At 61.0% G+C, this 20,282-nt stretch carries 22 protein-coding genes and 1 pseudogene; 20 read left to right on the forward strand and 3 right to left on the reverse strand.

Features of this window, described 5'->3' with window-relative positions; translation table 11 throughout:
* Positions 1 to 13 precede the first annotated feature (13 nt).
* The 14 genes from fabF to WIN67_RS09295 all read left to right on the forward strand — a co-directional run bounded on the left by fabF (position 14) and on the right by WIN67_RS09295 (position 13,883).
* Positions 14 to 1,258 (forward strand): beta-ketoacyl-ACP synthase II, encoded by a 1,245-nt coding sequence (fabF, locus tag WIN67_RS09230; protein WP_102863910.1) that lies wholly within the window; start codon positions 14 to 16, stop codon positions 1,256 to 1,258.
* Positions 1,258 to 2,073: an aminodeoxychorismate lyase gene (gene pabC, locus WIN67_RS09235; protein WP_339071050.1), complete on the forward strand. Its 816-nt coding sequence runs from the start codon at positions 1,258 to 1,260 to the stop codon at positions 2,071 to 2,073. The genes fabF and pabC overlap by 1 nt, the downstream gene beginning before the upstream one ends.
* A 3-nt stretch (positions 2,074 to 2,076) precedes the next feature.
* Positions 2,077 to 3,252, forward strand: a complete 1,176-nt coding sequence (gene mltG, locus WIN67_RS09240) for an endolytic transglycosylase MltG (RefSeq protein WP_339071052.1) — start codon at positions 2,077 to 2,079, stop codon at positions 3,250 to 3,252.
* A gap of 19 nt (positions 3,253 to 3,271) precedes the next feature.
* Positions 3,272 to 3,904, forward strand: a complete 633-nt coding sequence (gene tmk / locus WIN67_RS09245; RefSeq protein WP_102863907.1) for a dTMP kinase — start codon at positions 3,272 to 3,274, stop codon at positions 3,902 to 3,904.
* The gene (locus tag WIN67_RS09250; protein ID WP_102878935.1) at positions 3,897 to 4,883 is read left to right on the forward strand and encodes a DNA polymerase III subunit delta'; all 987 of its coding nucleotides are present in this window, start codon (positions 3,897 to 3,899) and stop codon (positions 4,881 to 4,883) included. The genes tmk and WIN67_RS09250 overlap by 8 nt, the downstream gene beginning before the upstream one ends.
* Before the next feature lie 84 nt (positions 4,884 to 4,967).
* Entirely contained in the window at positions 4,968 to 5,759 is a 792-nt protein-coding gene (locus WIN67_RS09255) for a TatD family hydrolase (RefSeq protein WP_102878936.1), read from the forward strand.
* An 802-nt stretch (positions 5,760 to 6,561) separates the two neighbouring features.
* Complete coding sequence (locus tag WIN67_RS09260) at positions 6,562 to 7,200, forward strand: TetR/AcrR family transcriptional regulator (protein WP_011060125.1); 639 nt, start codon at positions 6,562 to 6,564, stop codon at positions 7,198 to 7,200.
* A gap of 138 nt (positions 7,201 to 7,338) precedes the next feature.
* Entirely contained in the window at positions 7,339 to 8,307 is a 969-nt protein-coding gene (locus WIN67_RS09265) for a GTP 3',8-cyclase MoaA (protein ID WP_102878937.1), read from the forward strand.
* A gap of 100 nt (positions 8,308 to 8,407) precedes the next feature.
* Entirely contained in the window at positions 8,408 to 9,010 is a 603-nt protein-coding gene (locus tag WIN67_RS09270) for a DUF4823 domain-containing protein (RefSeq protein WP_102863903.1), read from the forward strand.
* An 18-nt stretch (positions 9,011 to 9,028) separates the two neighbouring features.
* Positions 9,029 to 9,592 carry a DUF1285 domain-containing protein gene (locus tag WIN67_RS09275; RefSeq protein WP_102878938.1) on the forward strand — a complete coding sequence of 188 codons (564 nt, stop codon included), beginning with the start codon at positions 9,029 to 9,031 and terminating at the stop codon, positions 9,590 to 9,592.
* 70 nt (positions 9,593 to 9,662) lie between these two features.
* Complete coding sequence (locus tag WIN67_RS09280; protein ID WP_102864106.1) at positions 9,663 to 10,376, forward strand: GntR family transcriptional regulator; 714 nt, start codon at positions 9,663 to 9,665, stop codon at positions 10,374 to 10,376.
* Positions 10,373 to 11,371 (forward strand): ADP-ribosylglycohydrolase family protein, encoded by a 999-nt coding sequence (locus WIN67_RS09285; RefSeq protein ID WP_339071060.1) that lies wholly within the window; start codon positions 10,373 to 10,375, stop codon positions 11,369 to 11,371. The genes WIN67_RS09280 and WIN67_RS09285 overlap by 4 nt, the downstream gene beginning before the upstream one ends.
* Before the next feature lie 123 nt (positions 11,372 to 11,494).
* On the forward strand, positions 11,495 to 12,961 hold the full coding sequence (locus WIN67_RS09290) for a purine-cytosine permease family protein (RefSeq protein WP_339071062.1): 1,467 nt from the start codon (positions 11,495 to 11,497) through the stop codon (positions 12,959 to 12,961).
* Positions 12,954 to 13,883: a PfkB family carbohydrate kinase gene (locus WIN67_RS09295; RefSeq protein ID WP_339071064.1), complete on the forward strand. Its 930-nt coding sequence runs from the start codon at positions 12,954 to 12,956 to the stop codon at positions 13,881 to 13,883. The genes WIN67_RS09290 and WIN67_RS09295 overlap by 8 nt, the downstream gene beginning before the upstream one ends.
* Positions 13,884 to 13,957: 74 nt before the next feature.
* Here WIN67_RS09295 and WIN67_RS09300 read toward each other — a convergent pair whose 3' ends face one another.
* The 3 genes and pseudogenes from WIN67_RS09300 to WIN67_RS09310 form a co-directional block, all read right to left on the reverse strand.
* Positions 13,958 to 14,281: a hypothetical protein gene (locus tag WIN67_RS09300; protein WP_339071067.1), complete on the reverse strand. Its 324-nt coding sequence runs from the start codon at positions 14,279 to 14,281 to the stop codon at positions 13,958 to 13,960.
* A 237-nt stretch (positions 14,282 to 14,518) separates the two neighbouring features.
* Positions 14,519 to 14,716: pseudogene (locus WIN67_RS09305) on the reverse strand (MFS transporter); the annotation flags it as partial.
* 115 nt (positions 14,717 to 14,831) lie between these two features.
* A complete protein-coding gene (locus WIN67_RS09310) occupies positions 14,832 to 15,473 on the reverse strand; it encodes an HD domain-containing protein (protein WP_199009519.1) in 642 nt (213 codons plus the stop codon).
* A gap of 128 nt (positions 15,474 to 15,601) precedes the next feature.
* Here WIN67_RS09310 and WIN67_RS09315 point away from each other — a divergent pair, with 128 nt between their 5' ends.
* From WIN67_RS09315 to WIN67_RS09340, 6 genes are all read left to right on the forward strand, one after another.
* Positions 15,602 to 16,081 (forward strand): GNAT family N-acetyltransferase, encoded by a 480-nt coding sequence (locus WIN67_RS09315; RefSeq protein ID WP_016964463.1) that lies wholly within the window; start codon positions 15,602 to 15,604, stop codon positions 16,079 to 16,081.
* A 154-nt stretch (positions 16,082 to 16,235) separates the two neighbouring features.
* Positions 16,236 to 16,730 (forward strand): MarR family winged helix-turn-helix transcriptional regulator, encoded by a 495-nt coding sequence (locus tag WIN67_RS09320; RefSeq protein ID WP_306403957.1) that lies wholly within the window; start codon positions 16,236 to 16,238, stop codon positions 16,728 to 16,730.
* 67 nt (positions 16,731 to 16,797) lie between these two features.
* Entirely contained in the window at positions 16,798 to 18,012 is a 1,215-nt protein-coding gene (locus tag WIN67_RS09325) for an MFS transporter (protein ID WP_339071071.1), read from the forward strand.
* Positions 18,013 to 18,129: 117 nt separating this feature from the next.
* Complete coding sequence (locus tag WIN67_RS09330; protein ID WP_339071072.1) at positions 18,130 to 18,954, forward strand: AfsA-related hotdog domain-containing protein; 825 nt, start codon at positions 18,130 to 18,132, stop codon at positions 18,952 to 18,954.
* A 65-nt stretch (positions 18,955 to 19,019) separates the two neighbouring features.
* Positions 19,020 to 19,703 (forward strand): HAD family hydrolase, encoded by a 684-nt coding sequence (locus WIN67_RS09335; protein WP_306403960.1) that lies wholly within the window; start codon positions 19,020 to 19,022, stop codon positions 19,701 to 19,703.
* Between the two features lie 14 nt (positions 19,704 to 19,717).
* Positions 19,718 to 20,260 carry a DUF2165 family protein gene (locus WIN67_RS09340; RefSeq protein ID WP_339071074.1) on the forward strand — a complete coding sequence of 181 codons (543 nt, stop codon included), beginning with the start codon at positions 19,718 to 19,720 and terminating at the stop codon, positions 20,258 to 20,260.
* Positions 20,261 to 20,282: the final 22 nt, after the last annotated feature.

Here is a 20,282-nt window from a genome sequence, read left to right on the forward strand (position 1 = left end):
AAAGGAGAGTGCTGTGTCGCGTAGACGCGTCGTAGTCACCGGTATGGGTATGTTGTCGCCACTGGGTACGGATGTACCGAGTAGCTGGCAGGGCATTCTGGCTGGCCAAAGTGGCATTGGTCTGATCGAACACACCGACCTTTCTGCCTATTCCACCCGTTTTGGCGGCTCGGTAAAGGGCTTCAATGTCGAGGAGTACCTGTCGGCCAAAGAGGCCCGCAAACTCGACCTGTTCATTCAATACGGTCTGGCGGCCGGGTTTCAGGCGGTGCGTAACGCCGGCCTGGAAGTCACCGATGCCAACCGTGAGCGCATCGGCGTGGCCATGGGGTCGGGTATTGGCGGTTTGACCAATATCGAAGAAACCAGCCGCATCCTGCACGATTCCGGCCCACGGCGGATTTCTCCGTTCTTCGTGCCCGGTTCGATCATCAATATGATTTCCGGCTTCCTGTCTATCCATCTGGGTGCCCAGGGGCCGAACTATGCCATTTCTACTGCCTGTACCACTGGTACCCACTGCATCGGCATGGCCGCGCGCAACATTGCCTACGGCGAAGCCGACGTGATGATTGCCGGTGGCGCCGAAATGGCCGCCTGTGGCCTGGGTATGGGGGGCTTCGGTGCGTCCCGTGCGCTGTCGACTCGCAATGACGAGCCGACCCGTGCCAGCCGTCCGTGGGACAAGGGGCGTGATGGCTTCGTGCTGGCCGACGGTGCGGGTGCCCTGGTTCTTGAGGAACTGGAGCACGCCAAGGCTCGTGGCGCCACCATCTACGCTGAGCTGATCGGCTTCGGCATGAGCGGTGATGCCTATCACATGACGTCGCCACCCGCCGATGGCGCCGGTGCCGCTCGCTGCATCGCCAACGCTTTGCGTGACGCCAAGCTCAATGTCGATCAAGTGCAGTACATCAACGCCCACGGTACTTCGACTCCGGCCGGTGACCTGGCGGAAGCCGAAGCGATCAAGAGCGTGTTCGGCGACCATGCCTACAAGCTCGCGGTCAGTTCCACCAAGTCCATGACCGGTCACCTGCTGGGTGCCGCCGGGGCGATCGAGGCGATCTTCAGCGTACTGGCAATCAACAGTCAGGCCGCGCCGCCCACCATCAACCTGGATGAACCGGATGAGGGTTGCGACCTCGATTTCGTGCCGCACACTGCGCGCAGCATGGACATCGATGTGGTGCTGTCCAACTCCTTCGGCTTTGGTGGCACCAACGGCTCCCTGGTGTTCCGCCGGTTCTCCGAGTGATGCAAAGCTGGGTCGACGGTCGGCCAGCTGACGCGCTGTCGCTCAGGGACCGCGGCCTGGCCTATGGCGATGGTCTGTTCGAGACCATCGCTGTCCGATCCGGGCAACCGCAACTGCTGGAGCGGCACTTGCAGCGTCTGGCCGAAGGCTGCCGACGTCTGGCGCTGAGCGCGGATCAGGCGCTGATTCGCGACGAAGTGCTGGCCTATGCGGCGGCCCTGGGGGAGGGTGTGCTCAAGCTGATCCTGACCCGGGGCGACAGCCTGCGAGGATATGCCGCCGATCCTGCAGGCGCTGCGCGGCGGATTCTCCAGGGCGGGGCCTTGCCGGCTTATCCGGCGGCTCATGCCGATCAGGGGGTTGTGCTGTTCCCTTGTGTCACGCGTTTATCCGAGCAGCCGCTGTTGGCTGGCCTCAAGCATCTCAATCGCCTTGAACAGGTTCTGGCTCGCGCTGAATGGCGCGATCTCGAGCACGCTGAAGGCTTGATGCTCGACGGTGCCGGACGGGTGATCGAAGGTGTATTCAGCAATCTGTTTCTGGTCAGTCAGGGGCGTCTCCTGACGGCTGATCTGAGTCGCTGCGGTGTGGCTGGAGTGATGCGCGCTGAAATTTTGTTTCAGGCCGAGTCAGAAGGCATTCCCTTTGAAGTGGCGGATATCAGCCTTGATCAACTGCAACAGGCGGACGAGGTCTTCGTCTGCAACAGTGTCTACGGCATTTGGCCAGTGCTTGGCTGCGCCGGGATGAGCTGGTCGGCGGGTGCGCTCACCCGTAAACTGCAGGGCATTACCCGCGCACTACTGGATGCTTGATTCGTGAGACGTAAATTTCTGCTCCTGCTGGAAACCGGACTGGTCCTGGCAGGTCTGCTGCTGGGCGCGAGTGCCTGGAAATTGCACTCGGCCCTGGAACAACCGCTGAACCTGAGTCAGGAGCAACTGCTCGATGTTCCCGCCGGTTCTACGCCCACCGGAACCTTCAATCGTCTGCAGGCTGATGGCGTGATCCAGGACGCGTTCTGGCTGCGCCTTTACTGGCGCTTCAACTTGGCGGGGCAGCCTTTGCACAGCGGCGAGTACCGCATGACACCGGGCATGACTGCCGAAGGCCTGATCGGTCTCTGGCAGCGAGGCGAGGTGGTGCAGTACAGCCTGACCCTGGTGGAGGGCTGGACCTTCCGTCAGGTGCGCAGTGCCCTGGCCAAGAGCGACAAATTGCAACAGACCCTGACCGGTCTCAGCGACAGCCAGGTGATGGAGAAGCTCGGACACGGCGGCGTGTTTCCCGAGGGGCGTTTCTTCCCCGATACCTATCGTTTTGTGCGCGGCATGACCGATGCCGAACTTCTGGAAAAAGCCTACGACCGCCTGGACGATGTACTGGCCAAGGAGTGGAGCAGGCGGGCTGATGATGCGCCTTACAGTGATCCCTATCAGGCGCTGATCATGGCGTCGCTGGTGGAAAAGGAAACCGGCGTGCCCCATGAGCGTGGACAGATCGCCGGGGTCTTTGTACGGCGCATGCAGATCGGCATGCTGCTGCAGACCGATCCTACCGTGATCTATGGTCTGGGCGAGCGCTACACCGGCAAGCTGACCCGGGCGCATCTCAAGGAAGCCACGCCCTATAACACCTATGTGATTGCCGGGTTGCCACCCACGCCGATTGCTATGGTCGGGCGCGAGGCGATTCATGCCGCTCTCAATCCGGTGCCGGGCAAGAGCCTGTATTTTGTTGCCCGGGGTGACGGCAGCCATGTGTTCTCCGATGATCTGGATGCCCATAACAGCGCCGTGCGCGAGTTCCAGCTCAAGCGTCGCGCCGACTATCGTTCCAGCCCGGCGCCAGTAACTGCTCCGGCCGCTCCCGAAGCCGAGAGTTCGGCGCCGGCAGTTGCGCCTCAGGCGGCGCCGGACAGCTCGCCGCCAGCGTCACCCGCGCCGGCTGTGGCTCCGGTGGAGCCCGAACCCGCGCCGAAACGCCCGCAATGACTTTGATTAAGGACTGCCTGTGACTGGCTTGTTTATTACCCTGGAAGGCCCGGAAGGTGCCGGCAAAAGCACCAACCGCGAGTACCTCGCCGAGCGTTTGCGCGCTGCAGGCATCGAAGTGTTGTTGACCCGCGAGCCTGGTGGCACGCCCCTGGCTGAACGGATTCGCGAAGTGTTGCTGACTCCGGGGGAGGAAGTCATGAGCGCCGATACCGAGCTGCTGTTGGTATTCGCGGCCCGCGCCCAGCACCTGGCCTCGGTGATTCGCCCGGCACTGGCCCGGGGCGCGGTAGTGTTGTGCGACCGCTTCACCGACTCGACCTACGCCTATCAGGGGGCTGGTCGTGGCCTGAGCCTTGCGCGCATCGCTGCCCTTGAGGATTTCGTCCAGGGCCAGCTGCGCCCGGACCTGACCCTGGTGTTTGACCTGCCAGTGGACGTTGGCCTGGCCCGGGCCAGTGCCCGTGGCCGGCTGGATCGCTTCGAGCAGGAAGGCCAGGCGTTTTTCCAGAAGGTGCGTGAGGCTTACCTGAAGCGTGCTGAAGCTGCTCCGCAGCGTTATTTCCTGGTGGATGCGGCGCAGCCACTGGCGCAGGTCCAGCAATCCCTGGATGCCTTGCTGCCACAATTGCTGGAGCGCGCCCGTGGCTGAGGTCTTTCCCTGGCAGGACGGCCTCTGGCAACAGTTGGCGGGGCGCGCGCAGCATGCTCACGCCTACCTGCTGCACGGTCCGGCGGGAATTGGCAAGCGGGCCCTGGCCGAGCGCCTGATGGCGCGCCTGTTGTGCCAGCGCCCCGACGGGCTGGATGCCTGCGGTCAGTGCAAGTCTTGTCTGTTGTTGCAGGCGGGTAGTCATCCAGACAATTACGTGCTGGAACCCGAAGAAGCGGACAAGGCGATCAAGGTCGACCAGGTTCGCGAGTTGGTGAGTTTCGTGGTCCAGACTGCGCAGCTGGGCGGACGCAAGGTGGTGCTGATCGAGCCTGTGGAGTCGATGAACATCAACGCCTCCAACGCCCTTTTGAAAAGCCTTGAGGAGCCTTCAGGCGACACCGTGCTGTTGCTGGTGAGCCATCAGCCCAGCCGGCTGTTGCCCACCATCAAGAGCCGTTGTGTGCAGCAGGCGTGCCCATTGCCCAGCGCGGCAATGAGTCAGCAGTGGCTGTCCCAGGCCTTGCCTGAATGCACCGAGGAGGAGCGGTTGGAGCTGCTGACCCTCGCGGCGGGATCGCCGCTGGCTGCCGTCGGCTTGCAGGCGCAAGGGGTGCGTGAGCAGCGGGCGTTGGTGGTGGAGGGGGTGAAGAAGTTGCTCAAGCAGCAACAGTCGCCAACCCAGTTGGCCGAGGCCTGGAATGCCATCCCCTTGTTGCTGCTGTTCGATTGGTTCTGTGACTGGTCGAACCTGATCCTGCGCTACCAACTGACCCAGGACGAAGACGGACTGGGGTTGCAGGACATGCGCAAGGTGCTGCAGTACCTGGCGCAAAAGTCCGGCCAGGACAAGGTGCTGGCGATCCAGGACTGGATCCTGGCCCAGCGGCAAAAGGTTCTGAGCAAGGCCAACCTCAATCGCGTGTTGCTGCTGGAAGCGCTGTTGGTGCAATGGTCGGCGTTGCCTACCCAGCGCTGACAGGCAGCGCCTAGAATCAAGCCTGTATCCGGCCGGACTGTGCAGTCCGGCCCTTTCATTTATCGGATGTAGTTGCAGTCTCTTATGCTCGTAGATTCCCATTGCCACCTTGATCGTCTCGACCTTGCCGCCCATGACGGCTCACTGGATGCCGCGCTCGATGCCGCCCGTCAGCGCGGTGTCGGGCATTTTCTGTGCATTGGCGTCAGTGCCGACAACGCGGCGGACGTCAAAGCGCTGGCCGAGCGTTATGACGACGTCGATTGTTCGGTGGGGGTGCATCCGCTGGATGTGCAGCCGGGGGCGGCTCCGGCGCTGGACTGGTTGCTGGATGAATTGAACCATCCGCGAGTGGTGGCCATCGGCGAAACCGGACTGGACTATCACTACGAGCCGGAAGCGGCCGAGTTGCAGCAGGAGTCCTTCCGTTTGCACCTGCAGGCCGCGCAGCAGACTGGCAAGCCGGTGGTCGTGCATACCCGCGGTGCCCGGGCCGATACGCTGGCGCTGTTGCGTGAAGCTGCATTGCCCAATGCCGGCGTGTTGCATTGCTTTACCGAGGACTGGGACATGGCCAAGGCAGCTCTGGACCTGGGGTTCTATATTTCTCTGTCGGGCATTGTCACCTTCCGCAATGCCGACGCTTTGCGCGATGTGGCGCGGCAGGTGCCTGCCGATCGCTTGCTGGTGGAAACCGATTCACCTTATCTGGCGCCTATCCCCTATCGCGGCAAGCCCAACCTGCCGCAGTACGTACGTGAAGTGGCGGAGTTCCTGGCGATGTTGCGGGGCGAAGCCTATGACGCCTTTGCCGAACAGACCACAGCCAACTTCAAGCGTCTGTTTCCCCTGGCGCGAGTCAAGGGCGAGGCCTGAGTCGTCGGTGTGTGGAAGAGCAAATTTCAGGCAAAAAAAACCCGGGTTCTGGGGGGTGAATCCGGGTTAAGACCATTAGGAGTAAAACTAAGGCACGCGGTCCTTCGGTACCTTGATCGGCGTTTCACTTGGGGGAGATGTCCCGCCGACAGTTCAAGTATTGATCACTATTGCATTCAGTCCAGTTGCTCCTGCTCGTTTTTTAAACAAATTTGGAATACGAGCGCTTCGGTTGAGTTCTCATTTGCGGTGTTTTGGGGCTTATTTCGTTGAAAATCCCAAAAAATCAGTCTGTTTTCGCAAATTTTGCACGAATTCGACGATTTTCCCCCTTCGGTAAACACATAAGCTGTTGCAGTTTAGTTTCCCGAGAAGCCTGATCCCCATCAATGGTATCGATACATTCAGACCTTTCACCTGTCCTGAATGGAGCTTTCGAGGCTCATCGGTAATATTTCCTGATGCTGATAAAGGCAACACTCCTGCGAAGCAGTGAAGCAATTGCGACTCATTGCGGTATTTTCGTCGAGTGTGGGGCTGAGGCCGGTATCGAGACCCGATTACAGAAAAATCGAGACTTTACGGTCTGATACGAGGCTTTACAGCTGTCGATGTTTTCTATTTGAACCGCTTGCCGGCCCCGTATTCACTGGATTTTCCGGACGTTTGCGACTCATCTGGGTCTTTTCGTCTCGAGGGCTTTTACGTCAGAAACAGTGGCAACGACGGATGATCCGTGCATTTTGGCGCAAGTTAGGCATAATACGCGGCTTCGATTTTGACCCCGAACAGACCTTTTCTTATGCAAAAAGAACCTCGTAAGGTCCGTGAGTTTCGTCGCCGTGAGCAAGAAATTCTCGATACCGCGCTCAAGCTGTTCCTCGAACAAGGTGAAGACAGCGTCACCGTCGAGATGATTGCGGATGCCGTGGGTATCGGCAAAGGGACCATCTACAAGCATTTCAAGTCCAAGGCGGAGATCTACCTGCGCCTGATGCTCGACTATGAGCGGGATCTGAACGAGTTGCTGCACTCTGCCGATGTCGACAAGGACAAGGAGGCTCTGTCTCGGGCCTACTTCGAGTTCCGCATGCGCGATCCGCAGCGCTACCGGTTGTTCGACCGCCTGGAAGAGAAGGTGGTCAAGGGCAATCAGGTGCCGGAGATGGTCGAGGAACTGCACAAGATCCGTGCTTCCAACTTCGAGCGCCTGACCCTGCTGATCAAGGGCCGCATCAGCGAAGGCAAGCTGGAAGACGTGCCGCCTTACTTCCACTACTGCGCTTCCTGGGCGCTGGTGCACGGTGCCGTGGCGCTCTATCACTCGCCATTCTGGAGCAATGTGCTCGAGGATCAGGAAGGTTTCTTCCAGTTCCTGATGGACATCGGCGTGCGCATGGGCAACAAGCGCAAGCGCGACCCCGACACTTCCAACAGCTGAGGCATTCGCCCGTTGTATTGCGCCATCGGGTAACTGTATGGCGCGGTGTCCGAGGAATATACTCAGGCATGGGACTTGCTAAAACCTGATTTTTGAGTCAGGTTTTGCCGGTTCTCCCTTCTTACGCCGGAGTCATCCATGATCGTTGATCGTCAAGGCAGGCGCTTTCGCAACTTGCGGATCAGCCTGACGTCTGCCTGCAACTACGCCTGTACCTACTGCGTGCCCAACGGCAAGCGGCTGGTGGCTGCCCAGGATGAGTTGTCGGCCCAGGCGATGGCCCGGGGCGTGGCGTATCTGATCGAAGCGGCTGGCATCGAGCGTTTGCGCATCACCGGCGGTGAGCCTCTGGTCAGCCCCAAGCTGGAAGCTTTCATGGAAGCGGTGGGGCGCATGGATCTGGAAGACATCAGTCTGACCACCAACGGTCAGTTGCTGGCGCGCAAGCTGCCATTGTTGCTGGAAGCAGGGATCCGTCGAATCAACGTTTCTCTCGACACTCTGGATGCCAAGGCCTTTCGCAGCATCGCCCGCGGCGGGGATCTGGCCACTGTGCTCGATGGCATGCAGCAAGCCCGTGCCGCGGGGTTGAAGATCAAGGTCAACATGGTGCCGTTGCGCGGACAGAACCTGGACCAGGTCATGCCGTTGCTCGATTACTGTCTGCAGCAGGGCTATGAATTGCGTTTCATCGAGTTGATGCGCATGGGTCACCTGGCTAGCGACGGCAATGCTTTCCTGCAGCAGTTTGTCAGCCTGCAGCAGTTGCTGGACCTGATCGGCCAGCGCTACGACTACCTGCAGGCCGACGCGCCACTGGATGCCACGGCCGTACGCTACGAGATTCCCGGGCTTGGCCATTTCGGAGTGATTGCCAACGAGAGTGTGCCGTTCTGCCGGACTTGCTCGCGCCTGCGACTGTCTTCCACTGGCTGGTTGCACGGCTGCCTGTCTTCGAGCAATCGTCACTATGTTGGCGATCTGCTGGACAAGCCGCGCCATCAAGCTTTGCCGGCCCTGCAGCGCCTGTTGGTCAAGGCCTTGGGAGACAAGCAGGATGTGGCCTTCTCCGGCGGAGCCACGGTGATGAAGATCATCGGTGGCTGATGCTGATTTTCCGTGAGTTTCCTTCAATCGCGTAGCTGGCGCGGAAGCTGCATCCCGTGGCCATTCGCCGGTTTTCCGTCACCGGATTTTGGAGGGTAGGATGCGTAGCCTGGTTTTGCTGCTGGCCTTTTTGGCACTTGGCGGCTGCATGAATGTCAGTGATATGGGCGAAGGGGTGCGTTATCACCTGAGTGACGCCGGGGTGCTCGACCACAGTGATACCCGCCGTACCAGCTCATTCCGCATTCAGCCGGATTCGTTCATTTTCATCGCCCAGGGGCCTTTCGCTCCGCCAGGCAGCGCGTACCCGCGGCCCAACGTGGTGGCGGAGGAAGCCTTCAACGGCTTTATCGAGTATTTCCCCATGGTGCGTCGCGCCCGAGCAGCCGAAGGCCTCAACGAAGCCATGGCCGAAGCCCGGGAGCTAGGCGCGCACTATCTGCTTTACGCCCGTTTTGCCAAGGCGGATGACCGCATCGGCAACTCCGATGAGTGGCTGGATCAGGAAGCCGTCGACCGCCTGGGGGTCGATACCAGTACCATCCAGATCATGCTGATCGAAACCAGTACCCAGTATCTGATCGATTCGGCACGTATTCGCAGTCGTGGCGGTTTACTGACGTTCCACGACAACAAGCCCCAGGATCTGCTCGGCCCGCCCTTGCAGCAATACGCGCGCGGTTTGCTGGGCTTGAGTGACTGATTGATTGAGGAGAGCGGTATGAGTGGTCCAGGCAAGGCCAACGACCTGTTGGCGCAGATTCCCAAGGCTGAGAAGGGCCTGCCGCCGGTCCACTTGTGGAACCCCGATTTCTGCGGCGATATCGACATGCGCATCGCTCGTGACGGTACCTGGTATTACCTGGGCACACCCATCGGCCGCAAGCCCATGGTCAAGCTGTTCTCCACGATCATCCGCCGCGATGGCGACCAGTACTTTCTCATCACTCCGGTTGAGAAAGTGGGGATCAAGGTTGATGACGCACCTTTCGTTGCCGTGACCCTGGAGGTCGAAGGGCAGGGCGAAAACCAGGTGTTGCGCTTCACCACCCATGTCGATGAACAGGTGGTTGCCGGCGCTGAGCATCCCCTGCGCGTGGTGATCGATCCTCAGACCCAGGAGCCTGCGCCCTATATCCTGGTTCGACACAATCTTGAGGCGCTGATCCATCGCAACGTCTTCTACCAACTGGTGGAACTGGCGCAGACGCGCACCCTTGAAGGCCAGAATTGGCTGGGAGTGTGGAGCGGCGGAACGTTTTTCCCCATAGGTCTTGAGCCTTAGACGGACGTTTCCAGCCGGTGTAAGAAGATATTTCTTGCTCTTGATTCGATCTTTCATGTATCAACCGGACATGATCAAACATGTCCGATTCGATAAGAAAACAAGAGTGGTCGACGAGCTGATCCGGCGCATTGAAAGCGGTCTCATGGAAGACGGCTTCCAGCTTCCGGGGGAGCATCAGTTGGCCGAGGAGTTCGGTGTCAGTCGCGGCACCTTGCGTGAGGCCCTGGCCGAGCTCAAGCGTCGCAACTACATCGCCACACAGAGCGGCGTCGGCTCCATTGTCACCTTCGATGGCGTGGCCCTGGACCAGCATCACGGTTGGGCCCAGGCGCTGGCCGACAGTGGAGCGCTGGTCAATACCGAGGTGTTGCGCCTGGAGGCGATCTGCCGTCCCGAGCTCAAGCACCGCCTGGGCACTGACCAATTCATTGCCCTGGACCGCCGTCGCCGCAGCACCGAGGGGCGGGTGCTGTCTCTTGAGCGCTCCCTGATCCCTGCATCCGGCGAACTTGAAGGCCTGCCCCGGGTTGGCCTGATCGATGATTCCCTGACCATTACCCTGGCCGCCTACGGCTATATCGGCGAGCGTGGCGATCAGTGGATCGGCGCCGAACCCTTGAATGCCGAAGACGCCGAGCTGCTGGGCCGTGCTCCCGGAGAAGTGTTCCTCAAGGCCCTGCGCACTACCTATGACCGCCAGGGACGCTTCATGGAGCAGGTGGAGAGCCTGTTGGACCCGCAGCATTTTCGCCTGCACCTGCAATTTGGAGAGTCAGGGTGAGCCAGCTCCGGCGGGCGCTTGGCGCTTTTTATGGATTGGCCTTGGGCGACGCCCTGGGCATGCCGACCCAGTCCCTGAGTCGTGCACAGATCCAGCAGCGCTTCGGCGCCATCGGTGCCCTGGAAGATGCCGGCCCGGACCAGCCGATCGCGGCGAACATGCCTGCCGGCTCCATTACCGACGACACCGAACAGGCGATCCTGGTGGGCCGCCTGCTGGTCCAGGGCCAAGGCCGTATCGTTCCGACCGCGCTGGCCAGCAGCCTGATTGAATGGGAGGCCGCGATGCAGGCCAAAGGCTCCCAGGACCTGCTCGGGCCTTCCACCAAACACGCGATTGAACTGATCCTCGCCGGTCACTCGGTGGAAGAGGCCGGCCGCTACGGCACCACCAATGGCGCCGCGATGCGTATCACGCCAGTGGGCATCGCCAGCGATGTTGCCCACTCCGATCGTTTTATCCAGGCGGTGGTCCAGGCCTGCCAGGTCACCCACAACACCAGCCTGGGCATTGCCAGTGCGGCAGCGGTGGCGGCAGTCGTGTCCGCAGGTGTCAATGGCGCTTGCCTGGCGGACGCTTTGCCCCTTGGGAGGCAGGTTGCCTGGCAGGCACAGGCGCAAGGTTACTGGGTCGCCGGTGCCAGTATTGCCGCGCGCCTGGAGTGGGCTGCCACTCTGAGCGTGGATGGCGACAAGCAGGGGTTTGCCCGGATGCTCTATGAGCTGGTGGGGACCTCGGTGGCGTCCCAAGAGTCGGTGGTAACGAGCTTTGCCCTGGCCGGGCAAGTGGCGCTTGGTCATCTGGAAGCCTTCGAGGCCTTGTGCATGGCTGCCAGCCTGGGGGGCGATACCGACACAATCGCCGCGATTCTCGGGGCCATGCTCGGCGCCTGCCTTGGGCTCGAGGCGTGGCCCAGGGATTTGATCGACCGGGTGCAGCAGGTCAATGAACTGGATTTGCAGCCCCTGGTACAAGAGCTGCTGGCTCTGCGCTGAGCCAGCTTGCTCTGAGAACACCTATGGCTATGGAAAGCTAAAAAACACGGCCAGGAATGCCGGGATGTTCAGCGACTTCCGAAATTGCCAATAACCACAACGATGGCAACAGGAGCCTTATTCATGAGTTCATCGACCGCCGGGCCAGGTGTCGGACAACTGGAAACCCGTGGCATCGAGCCGGTCCCGGAAGCGGAGTGCAACGGTCATCCTTTGCAGCTGTTCTGGGTCTGGTTTGCGGCCAATATCAGCATCCTCGGGTTGCCCCTGGGGGCGACCCTGGTGGCGTTTCGCGGCCTGTCGATCTGGCAGGTGCTGCTGGTGGCGGTCCTGGGCTCGGTGGGATCGTTCGCCGTGGTCGGGCTGATATCCGTGGCCGGCCGTCGTGGCCGGGCGCCGAGCCTGACCCTGTCTCGGGCCATTTTCGGTGTGCGCGGCAATATCGGCCCGACCCTGGTGTCCATGCTGTCGCGAGTCGGTTGGGAAACGGTCAATACCACCACCGCAGCCTTTGTTCTCCTGTCCTTGAGTTCGATCCTGTTCCACACCCCGGCCTCGGCCAAGGACGCGCCACTGTTGACCCTGCTGTTCATCGCTATCTTTGTGCTCATGACGCTGAGTGTGTCCGGTCTGGGTCACGCCACGTTGCTGGTGATCCAGAAGTGGGCCACCTACGGATTCGGCGCGCTGAACGTCCTGGTGGGCGGCTTTCTCTGTGCCACCATCGACTGGACCGCAGTGTTCAATGCCTCCCCCGCGCCTATGAGCGCGATGATCATCGGCGTCGGCACCATGGCCGCAGGCACCGGGATCGGCTGGGCCAGCTCTGGGGCGGACATGTCCCGTTATCAGCAACGTTCGGTCACTGCCGGGCGCCTGGTGGCCTCGGCGGCCTTCGGTGCCGGTATTCCGCTGGTGCTGCTGATCACCCTGGGAGGCTTGCTGTCGGTCGGTAACGATCATCTGGCCTCAGCGGTGGACCCGATCATTGCGATCCGCGACATGCTGCCAACCTGGATGGCCGTGCCTTACCTGATCGCTGCCTTCGGCGGTCTGCTGTTGTCCAACAACCTGTCGGTGTATTCCGCCGGTCTCACCGCGCTGACCCTGGGCCTCAAGGTCAAGCGGGTCTACGCGGTACTGGTGGACATCGTGGCGATCTTCATGGGGTCGATCTACTTCATGTTGATCGCTGACAGTTTCTACGGCCCCTTCATCAGCTTCATTTCCCTGCTGGCGGTGCCGATCACGGCCTGGGTGGGAATCTTCGTGGTGGACTTGATCCATCGTCATTACTACAGCGCCGATGATTTGCTGAATGTCGGGCCCGGCAGCGCCTACTGGTACCAGGGCGGGATCGAGTGGCGGGCGTTCGGCGCCTGGGTGCTGGCGATCATTCTGGGGTTCTGTTTCACCAGCATCGGCACCACCGCTGAAGATGTCTGGTTCACCGGGCCGCTGGCCGATTCCTGGCTGGGGCATAACGGCCTGGGCTGGGTCGTCACCTTCCTGGTGGCAGGCGGTGGGTACGCTCTGCTGGGCGGTGCCCGCGATCGGCGTGGGGCCTTTGTCGAGAATGCCAATGCCTAGGTTGCTGCACAGCGGCCAGGTGATCGTCGATCTGGTGATGGCCGTGGACCGGCTGCCGGCGGCCGGCGGTGATGTCCTGGCCCAGTCGGCGAGCTTCGAGGCCGGCGGCGGCTTCAATGTCATGGCCGCGGCGGCGCGCAATGGCTTGCCCGTGCTCTACCTGGGGCGCCACGGCCAGGGGCGCTTTGGCGATCTGGCCCGAGCGGCGATGCAGGCAGAGGGCATTGGCCTGAGTCTGGCGCCCAGTCCGGGTGTCGATACCGGTGTCTGCGTGGCCCTGATCGATGCCTCGGCGGAGCGTACCTTCATCTCCCATATCGGCGCCGAGGGTGAACTGTCGGCCGAGGATCTGGCAGAGGTCAGGGTCCAGGCGGATGACTATCTGTATGTCAGCGGCTACAGCCTGCTGCAGGCGAGCAAGGCTCAGGCGCTGGTCGACTGGCTGCTGGCATTGCCGCGCTCGGTGCCCTTGATGTTCGACCCGGGCCCTCTGGTGGACTCGCCCGACGCCCCCCTGATGCTGGCCTTGTTGCCGCGGATCGATATCTGGAGCAGTAACCGCGCCGAAGCCATGGCCTTTACCGCCAGTTCGAGCATCGAGACGGCCTTGCAGCGCCTTGGCGAATGGCTGTCACCCACGGCCCTGCTGGTGCTGCGCGACGGCGCCCGGGGCTGTTGGATCGGACGCCAGGGGCAGCTGGCGCAGGTGGACGGATTCAAGGTCCAGGCGCTGGACAGCAATGGTGCCGGCGACGCCCATGCCGGGGTCTTTGTCGCCGGGCTGGCGGCAGGGCTTGAGCCTCTGGCGGCCGCCCGCCGAGCCAATGCCGCAGCAGCCATTGCGGTGACACGCCGTGGTCCGGCCACGGCACCTGGCCGCGCTGAAGTGGATGCCTTGCTGCAGGCCCAGGAGCCCCGCTGAGTGCCTGGCGCAAGCCGGGCTCGGCTTGCGCAACGCCTCATCGTGGCGAGGTAGAACCAACCCCCAGCCCAGCCTTACTGGCTGCTGCCTTCAGAGCCGGAGCCACCGCTGGTGGTTTTCGAGCCGGTGCCGGTCTTGCCGTTGTCCGGGGTGGACTGCAACGTGCCAGCGCCACCTTGGCGACCATTGTCGTTGCCCTGGGTACGCGGGTCGGTGCCGGTGGCCGGTGGCAGCGAACCCTCATCCATGGGCGCCGGGTTGATGTTGATCTTGGGGGTGATCTTGGGCGCGGGGGAGGTCGGTCCATGTGCGGGATCGTCCGGCCCGGTGGCGCCGGCCAGTGCGCCGGTGGACAGCAGTCCGGCCAGGGTCAGTACAGCCAGTTGAAGCTTGATCATGGTGTCGCCTCCATTCGTCTGAGTCGTTACCTGATATTGGTCTGTGCTGCTGGGCGGTTGGTGCCTGACCACCGACGAACGGCGTCAGCCCCCGGTGGGCCACCTGGGGTGTCTGCAAGTGGCGCCACCCCAGGCGCGCGAGGCTGATCAGCCAGTTCAGCACGGCAATGGCCAGCACGCTGAGCAGCAGCGCCTGGATACCGGCCTCGACGATGATCCTGCCAGCCAGGGAAAGCCGATCACCGCGACAAAGGTGCTGAGCATTGCCGCTGCAATCACGCGGCCGGCGTCGTGCTCATCGCCGCCGCGGCTGCTGATCAGCAGGGACAGGAGAAAGGTCGCGCCGTAGGACAGCGACAACAGATAACTGCCCAGGCACAACAGCCCGAACAAGGGGCCCGACACCTCGGATTGCGGCTTGGCCTGGGTGGACATGAAAACGCCTCGTCATGCTGAAACTGATGCCGGGCTTTCTAACATGGCGACGCCGCCGGTTGGTTGTGTTCCTGGTGGTTTCAGGGTTAGCCGCCAGCGGAGTAAGTCTTCCGGCTCACTCGCCGATTTCCTCCAGCAATTCCTGCCTGAAGCGTTGCAGGCGCGCATGGCGGATCTGCGCCAGACGGGCGCCGCAGGAGGTCTGAAAACCTTCGGCCAAATGCAGCAGCTTGGTCTGGAAGTGATCCAGGGTGAAGCGCGCATCATCGAGCTCGCGCTGCTGGGCCGTGGGGTCGGCGGGGTCGTAGAGGGCCCGGCCCAGGCGGCCGGAGACGTAGAAAGTCCGCGCCACGCCCAGGGCGCCCAGGGCATCGAGACGGTCGGCGTCCTGCAGGATCCTGGCTTCCAGGGTGGCCGGGGCCAGGGCGGCGGAAAAACTGTGGGCGGCGATGGCGTGAGCCACTGCTTCGATCTCGGCGTCGTTCCAGCCCAGCGCGGCGAGAATCCCCTGGGCCTTGTCCGCCGACAGGCGTGAGGCCTGGGCGCGCAAGGGTGAGTTTTTTTCCACGCTCACACAATCGTGGAGCAGGGTAGCGGCCAGCAGCACTCTGAGGTCGCCGCCTTCTTCGTCGACTATGCGTCGCACGTTGTGCCAGACCCGTTGCAGGTGGGACAGGTCATGGGAGCCGTCTTTGGTCGGTTCGAGAGCGTGGGGCAGCAAGGTTTCTGCCAGGGCGTGCAGGGGAGCAAAGTGCATTCGGCGGTCCAGGTTATCCAGTTCGGCGTCGCGCATGATCGGTGATTGGCCGATTCCTATAAATGCCCGTGCAAGTCTTTCGACTGTCGTTCTAATATGGCCGCCTGATTCCGCCATGAGAACCGTCGATGTCCGTCGAAATCCGTCCCGCGCTGCCCAGCGATGCCCCGCAGATTCTTGCCTTCATTACTGAACTCGCCGACTACGAGCGAGCGCGTCATGAGGTGATTGCCAGTGTCGCCGACATCGAGCGCAGCCTGTTCAGCGAGGGCGCCACGGCCCACGGCCTGATTTGCCTGCGGGACGGACAGCCGATCGGCTTCGCGGTGTTTTTCTTCAGTTACTCGACGTGGTTGGGCAGCAACTGCCTGTACCTGGAAGACCTTTACATCACCCCGGAACAACGGGGTGGCGGGGCGGGCAAGCAACTGCTGCGGCATCTGGCACAGATTGCCTGTGACAACGATTGCGGACGCTTCGAATGGAGCGTGCTGGAGTGGAACGAACCAGCAATCCAGTTCTACAAGTCCCTGGGCGCCCAGCCTCAGGAGGAGTGGGTCAAGTACCGCATGGACGGTGAAGTGCTGCGGGCTTTCGCCCGCGGCTGAAGCAGCGATTCGCTAGAGCGGCGTCGCGCCTTGCAGGGATTGCGAAATCAGGGTGCTTGTCAGCCTGGAAGCCTGGGGCGAAAGCCCAAGACGGTTGACAAACGTATTCTGCTCGCTATCATCTGTAGCTGACTACATAACAGTTGGCTGAATAATGTTTGAACTCAAAGATCTGCCGAGTTACGAGACATTGGAGCGATTTGGCAAGAAGTACGGTAATCCTGATGTCCCTGGATTACAGACTTGGTTGATCTGGGCTTCGGCGACCAATGAGATGCTCTCGGCATTCGAGAGCAACCTTGCGCGTAACGGCCTGTCACAGGCGCAGTTTTTCGTGTTGCTGTTGCTCAAGCGCAACCCGGATGGTTTGACGGTCGGGGCCTTGGCGGCCGGAGTGGCCGTCACGTCCCAGACCATGACTCGGGTAGTGGATCGGATGATGGCCGCCGGCATGTGTACCAAGCACTCGGACCCGGATGATCGTCGTTTGTGGATTGTGCGTTTGACCCCTGAGGGTGATGAAATTCTTGGGAGGGTTCTACCTGATCATTATGCCTGGGTGGCGGATTTCATGAGTCACTTCAGCCCGCAGGAGCGGGAGCTTTTGGTGAAGGTCATGCTCAAGGTCGGGCCTGCGCTGGCCAAATAGTACACAGTGCCGTCACTGAGAAGTGGCGGTTTTTTAACGTTAATATGTAGGCGACTACAAAACAGCCATGAACAAAATATCAGATGAATTTTATTCTTCAGCATCCTTGCCCCTTGCGTTGCTGGTTGCGTGTGCTCTGTCAGTGGTTTCGCTGCTTTACATTCCTCTGCCGATTCTCCCGTCGCTGACACAAACCTACCGGCTCTCACCGTCAACGAGCGCTTATGCCCTGCAGGCTTTTAGCCTGGCCTATGCCTTGGGCTTTCTGGTGTTCGGTCCGTTGTCGGACAGAGTCGGTCGTCGTCCGGTGCTGGTGGTAGGGCTAGTGGTGCTGGCGCTGGTATCGCTAGGCCTGATGCTGGTCTCGAGTCCCGGGTTGTTTCTCCTCGGGCGTGGGCTGCAAGGGTTTGCCGCGGCCTCGTTTCCCCCGGTTGCCCTGGCATATATCACCGAGTGCGGCACGGCGCGGCAACGGATCTGGGGAGTGGCATGGATGAGCACTGCGTTTTTGTCCGCCGGCTTACTGGGGCAGATCTACGGAGTGATGGTGGCCGGGCGCTGGGGGTTTGCCTGGGCGCTATTGCCCTTGATGGTGATCTATTTGGCGACGGCGTTGCGTATCGCTTTGCTTAAACAGACAAGGGTTTCTCGAGGCTCTGCAGGTACCTCATGGTGGGCGGCTTATGAAGGAACGGGCAGGGTGCTTAAGGACCCGAAACTGCGTCGCGTCTATGTCTGCGCTCTGCTGTTGCTGATGGTTTTCGTGGCGTTCTACATCAGTTTGGATGTGCGCCTGGGTGCCGAGCTCGAGCAACAGGGCGTTAGCCTCCTGGCTGCGCGAGCCATCGCTTTGCCGGCGTTCCTGTTGCCTCTACTGGTGGCTCTGCTGACTCCTCGCTGGGGCGCCTTGCGATTGGCTACTGCTGGCCTGCTGGTTACCGCTGTGGGGCTGGCGTTGTGCGCGGTGCTTGTGAACCGCTCGGCCTACTCGCTACTGGCCGCCAGTGTGCTGTTCGTAGCAGGTGTCTGCATCAGTGTTCCCAGCCTGATCTCCAGGGTCGCCAGTGTTGCCGAGCCATCTGTGCGAGGCCTGGCGGTGTCCTTGTACACCTTTGTTCTGTTTATCGGGGCCAGTCTTGGGCCTCTCTTGGCCAGTCGCTCTGCGACCTGGTCCGACTCGGTGTTCTTTCTCGTGCTGGCTGCAGGCATTGGCCTGGCAGCCCTTTACAGCGCGTGGCCGGTGAGCTCCGCACGTTGCTCCACAGTGTTGGGGGCCAGATAAGAGTTTCGCGAGCTGTTCGACGGGACAGGTACTCGCCAACGCAATCACAGCAATCGCTTTTGGTGTGAGTAAACGGTGGATCAACCACCCACTTTGTATTTTCCAAGGAGGTTGTACATGGGCGTTTTTGTCGTCGTCGCGAGTCAATTCGAGCAGTTTGCTCAGCAGGACAACGTTATTACCTATGACGAGCTGTTGGAAGGCCTGCGTCTGGGATCGGCAGGGTCCTCGTTGATTGGCAAAAAACTGATCGCCGGTCAGGGCCTCAGCAGCTTGGATATGGAGGAGGCCTATCAGACAGCCCTCAAGCTGGGATTGAGTGAGGAGTTCGAACATTGGTACGTGTGGATGAACAGTCCGCCTGCGGGTCAGCAACTGTCCCATAAACGCAAGATCGAGAATGTGCTTATCACGGTGCCGGAACAGCGTGAGGACGGCACCTTCGTCGCGAATCTGCTGCTGCCTGCTGGCAACGAGTTGATGCTGGACCACCTTACCGGTCAGCACGTCCAGGGCATGGTGCTCACTGAAGCTTGCCGGCAGATGTTCCTGGCGGTTACCGAGCGTTTTTGTCTCGAACACTACGAGCCGAAAAATCGCTATTTCGTCATCAACGAGATGAACCTGCGCTACCTGGCGTTCGCCTTTCCGTTGCCGGCTGAAATTCGCTACCGGGTGATAGAGCAGAAGCAGAAGGGCGCTGGGCGTGTGTACATACACGCCCAACTGGAGGTGTGGCAGAGCGATCAGCCAGTGTCCGCGATGGAGGTCAAGTTTGTGGTGATGGATGCGAATGTACTGGTCCAGCGCGAAGCTCGCCTGGCGAGTGATGCCATTGCCGCACAGGTCGAGAGATTGCGTCAGGGCTTGGGTATAGAACCTCGAATATCCATTGCTCCAGGGGCCAGGGCCGAGTTGCTCGGTGAGTTATCACACAGTTAATCGAGTCCTGCCAGAGGCCGTGCAGCGCTTTGATGCGCTGCATGGTCCATTGAAGGAGTAGTGCCATGACACCGGCGACAATTGCGTTCTTCGATGTCGATGAGACCCTCATCAGTATCAAGAGCATGTTCAGTTTTCAACGTTTCTACTTGCAGCGGAAATTGGGGAAGGCACAAGGCGAGAGGGCGCATCAATCTGCTACCCGACGCATGCGCCAATGGCAAGCCGACGGTGTGGACCGCACCACTATCAATCGGCGTTTCTATGAGGTTTTCAACGGACATCGACCGGGCCCGCTCCGGGAGACGGCGCATGTTTGGTATCACCAGTTGGCGACGGCCCCGGGTTTTTTCATCGACGCGGCTCTGACGGCGCTCAGGCAGCATCAGGAAGCGGGTCATTCGGTGGCGTTCGTTTCCGGTTCCGCGATGGATTTCCTGCAGCCTCTGGCGGATGACCTGGGAGTGAGCTACTTGTTGGCCAATCAGATGGAGGTCAAGGATGACCGATACACCGGGCAGTTGATCGAGCCGCAGACCATTGGTGCCGGCAAGCGTGAGGTGGTGTCGCGATTACTGACGGAACTGCGTATCGATCCGGCAGCCTGCCATGGCTACGGCGATCACCTTTCTGATGTCCCGATGCTCGAGTACCTAGGCCACCCCCATGTGGTGGTTCACGATCCGGCGATGCTGGCATTGGCCAACGCACGAGGCTGGCCCTTGTTGCCGGCCACGCCACTGACCTGACGAGGAGCGTTGTCATGTCCATTCGTATTACTGCATTCAGCCATTTGGTGATCACTGCCGGCCTGGCGCTGTGGATGAGCATTGCCGTGCTCAACAACCTGTACGACCCCGGTACCAATCATTTCCATCTGGGCACCATGCTGTCCATGGAGCTGGTCCGGGCTGAAGAGTTGCTGGGTAGTGGCCTGGTTTGGCGCTCTTGGCCGGCCGAGTGGGTGCCTCGGCTGCTGTACGGCGTTGTCTTTTGCCAATTATCGATCGCCTGCCTGTTGTGGCGTGCAGTCCTGGCTTATGTACACACCTGGCTGCGTCCGGATCTGCGCCGGCTCAAGGTCGCACGCGACCGGGCAATGATCGCCCTGGCTTGTTTTGTGTTGCTGTGGCTTGGCTTTATTTGCGGTGGTCTGTGGTTCGGCTATTGGATCAAGCAAGGGGCGATTCAATCGGTACACCTGGCCCTGATCGTCATCGGCATTGGATCAATAGTGCTGGTACAGGGCTCGTCCCTGGTGTCCGTGAACAGCGTCAGCGCTGACCCAGGCCGTCGTGAAATCTAGGGATGTTCAAACAGGAGCAACA

Source organism: Pseudomonas idahonensis (assembly GCF_037903935.1).
In the GTDB taxonomy this organism is placed as follows: Bacteria; Pseudomonadota; Gammaproteobacteria; order Pseudomonadales; family Pseudomonadaceae; genus Aquipseudomonas; species Aquipseudomonas danubii.

Bases quoted from the DNA above. Each gene is read 5' to 3' on its own strand.
- WIN67_RS09275 (WP_102878938.1), top strand. From the start codon at position 9,029: ATGAGTGGTCCAGGCAAGGCCAACGACCTGTTGGCGCAGATTCCCAAG.
- WIN67_RS09340 (WP_339071074.1), top strand. From the start codon at position 19,718: ATGTCCATTCGTATTACTGCATTCAGCCATTTGGTGATCACTGCCGGC.
- WIN67_RS09270 (WP_102863903.1), top strand. From the start codon at position 8,408: ATGCGTAGCCTGGTTTTGCTGCTGGCCTTTTTGGCACTTGGCGGCTGC.
- WIN67_RS09260 (WP_011060125.1), top strand. From the start codon at position 6,562: ATGCAAAAAGAACCTCGTAAGGTCCGTGAGTTTCGTCGCCGTGAGCAA.
- WIN67_RS09330 (WP_339071072.1), top strand. From the start codon at position 18,130: ATGGGCGTTTTTGTCGTCGTCGCGAGTCAATTCGAGCAGTTTGCTCAG.
- WIN67_RS09280 (WP_102864106.1), top strand. From the start codon at position 9,663: ATGATCAAACATGTCCGATTCGATAAGAAAACAAGAGTGGTCGACGAG.
- WIN67_RS09295 (WP_339071064.1), top strand. From the start codon at position 12,954: ATGCCTAGGTTGCTGCACAGCGGCCAGGTGATCGTCGATCTGGTGATG.
- WIN67_RS09335 (WP_306403960.1), top strand. From the start codon at position 19,020: ATGACACCGGCGACAATTGCGTTCTTCGATGTCGATGAGACCCTCATC.
- WIN67_RS09315 (WP_016964463.1), top strand. From the start codon at position 15,602: ATGTCCGTCGAAATCCGTCCCGCGCTGCCCAGCGATGCCCCGCAGATT.
- WIN67_RS09255 (WP_102878936.1), top strand. From the start codon at position 4,968: ATGCTCGTAGATTCCCATTGCCACCTTGATCGTCTCGACCTTGCCGCC.
- WIN67_RS09320 (WP_306403957.1), top strand. From the start codon at position 16,236: ATGTTTGAACTCAAAGATCTGCCGAGTTACGAGACATTGGAGCGATTT.
- WIN67_RS09310 (WP_199009519.1), bottom strand. From the start codon at position 15,473: ATGCACTTTGCTCCCCTGCACGCCCTGGCAGAAACCTTGCTGCCCCAC.
- pabC (WP_339071050.1), top strand. From the start codon at position 1,258: ATGCAAAGCTGGGTCGACGGTCGGCCAGCTGACGCGCTGTCGCTCAGG.
- WIN67_RS09265 (WP_102878937.1), top strand. From the start codon at position 7,339: ATGATCGTTGATCGTCAAGGCAGGCGCTTTCGCAACTTGCGGATCAGC.
- WIN67_RS09300 (WP_339071067.1), bottom strand. From the start codon at position 14,281: ATGATCAAGCTTCAACTGGCTGTACTGACCCTGGCCGGACTGCTGTCC.
- WIN67_RS09325 (WP_339071071.1), top strand. From the start codon at position 16,798: ATGAACAAAATATCAGATGAATTTTATTCTTCAGCATCCTTGCCCCTT.
- WIN67_RS09290 (WP_339071062.1), top strand. From the start codon at position 11,495: ATGAGTTCATCGACCGCCGGGCCAGGTGTCGGACAACTGGAAACCCGT.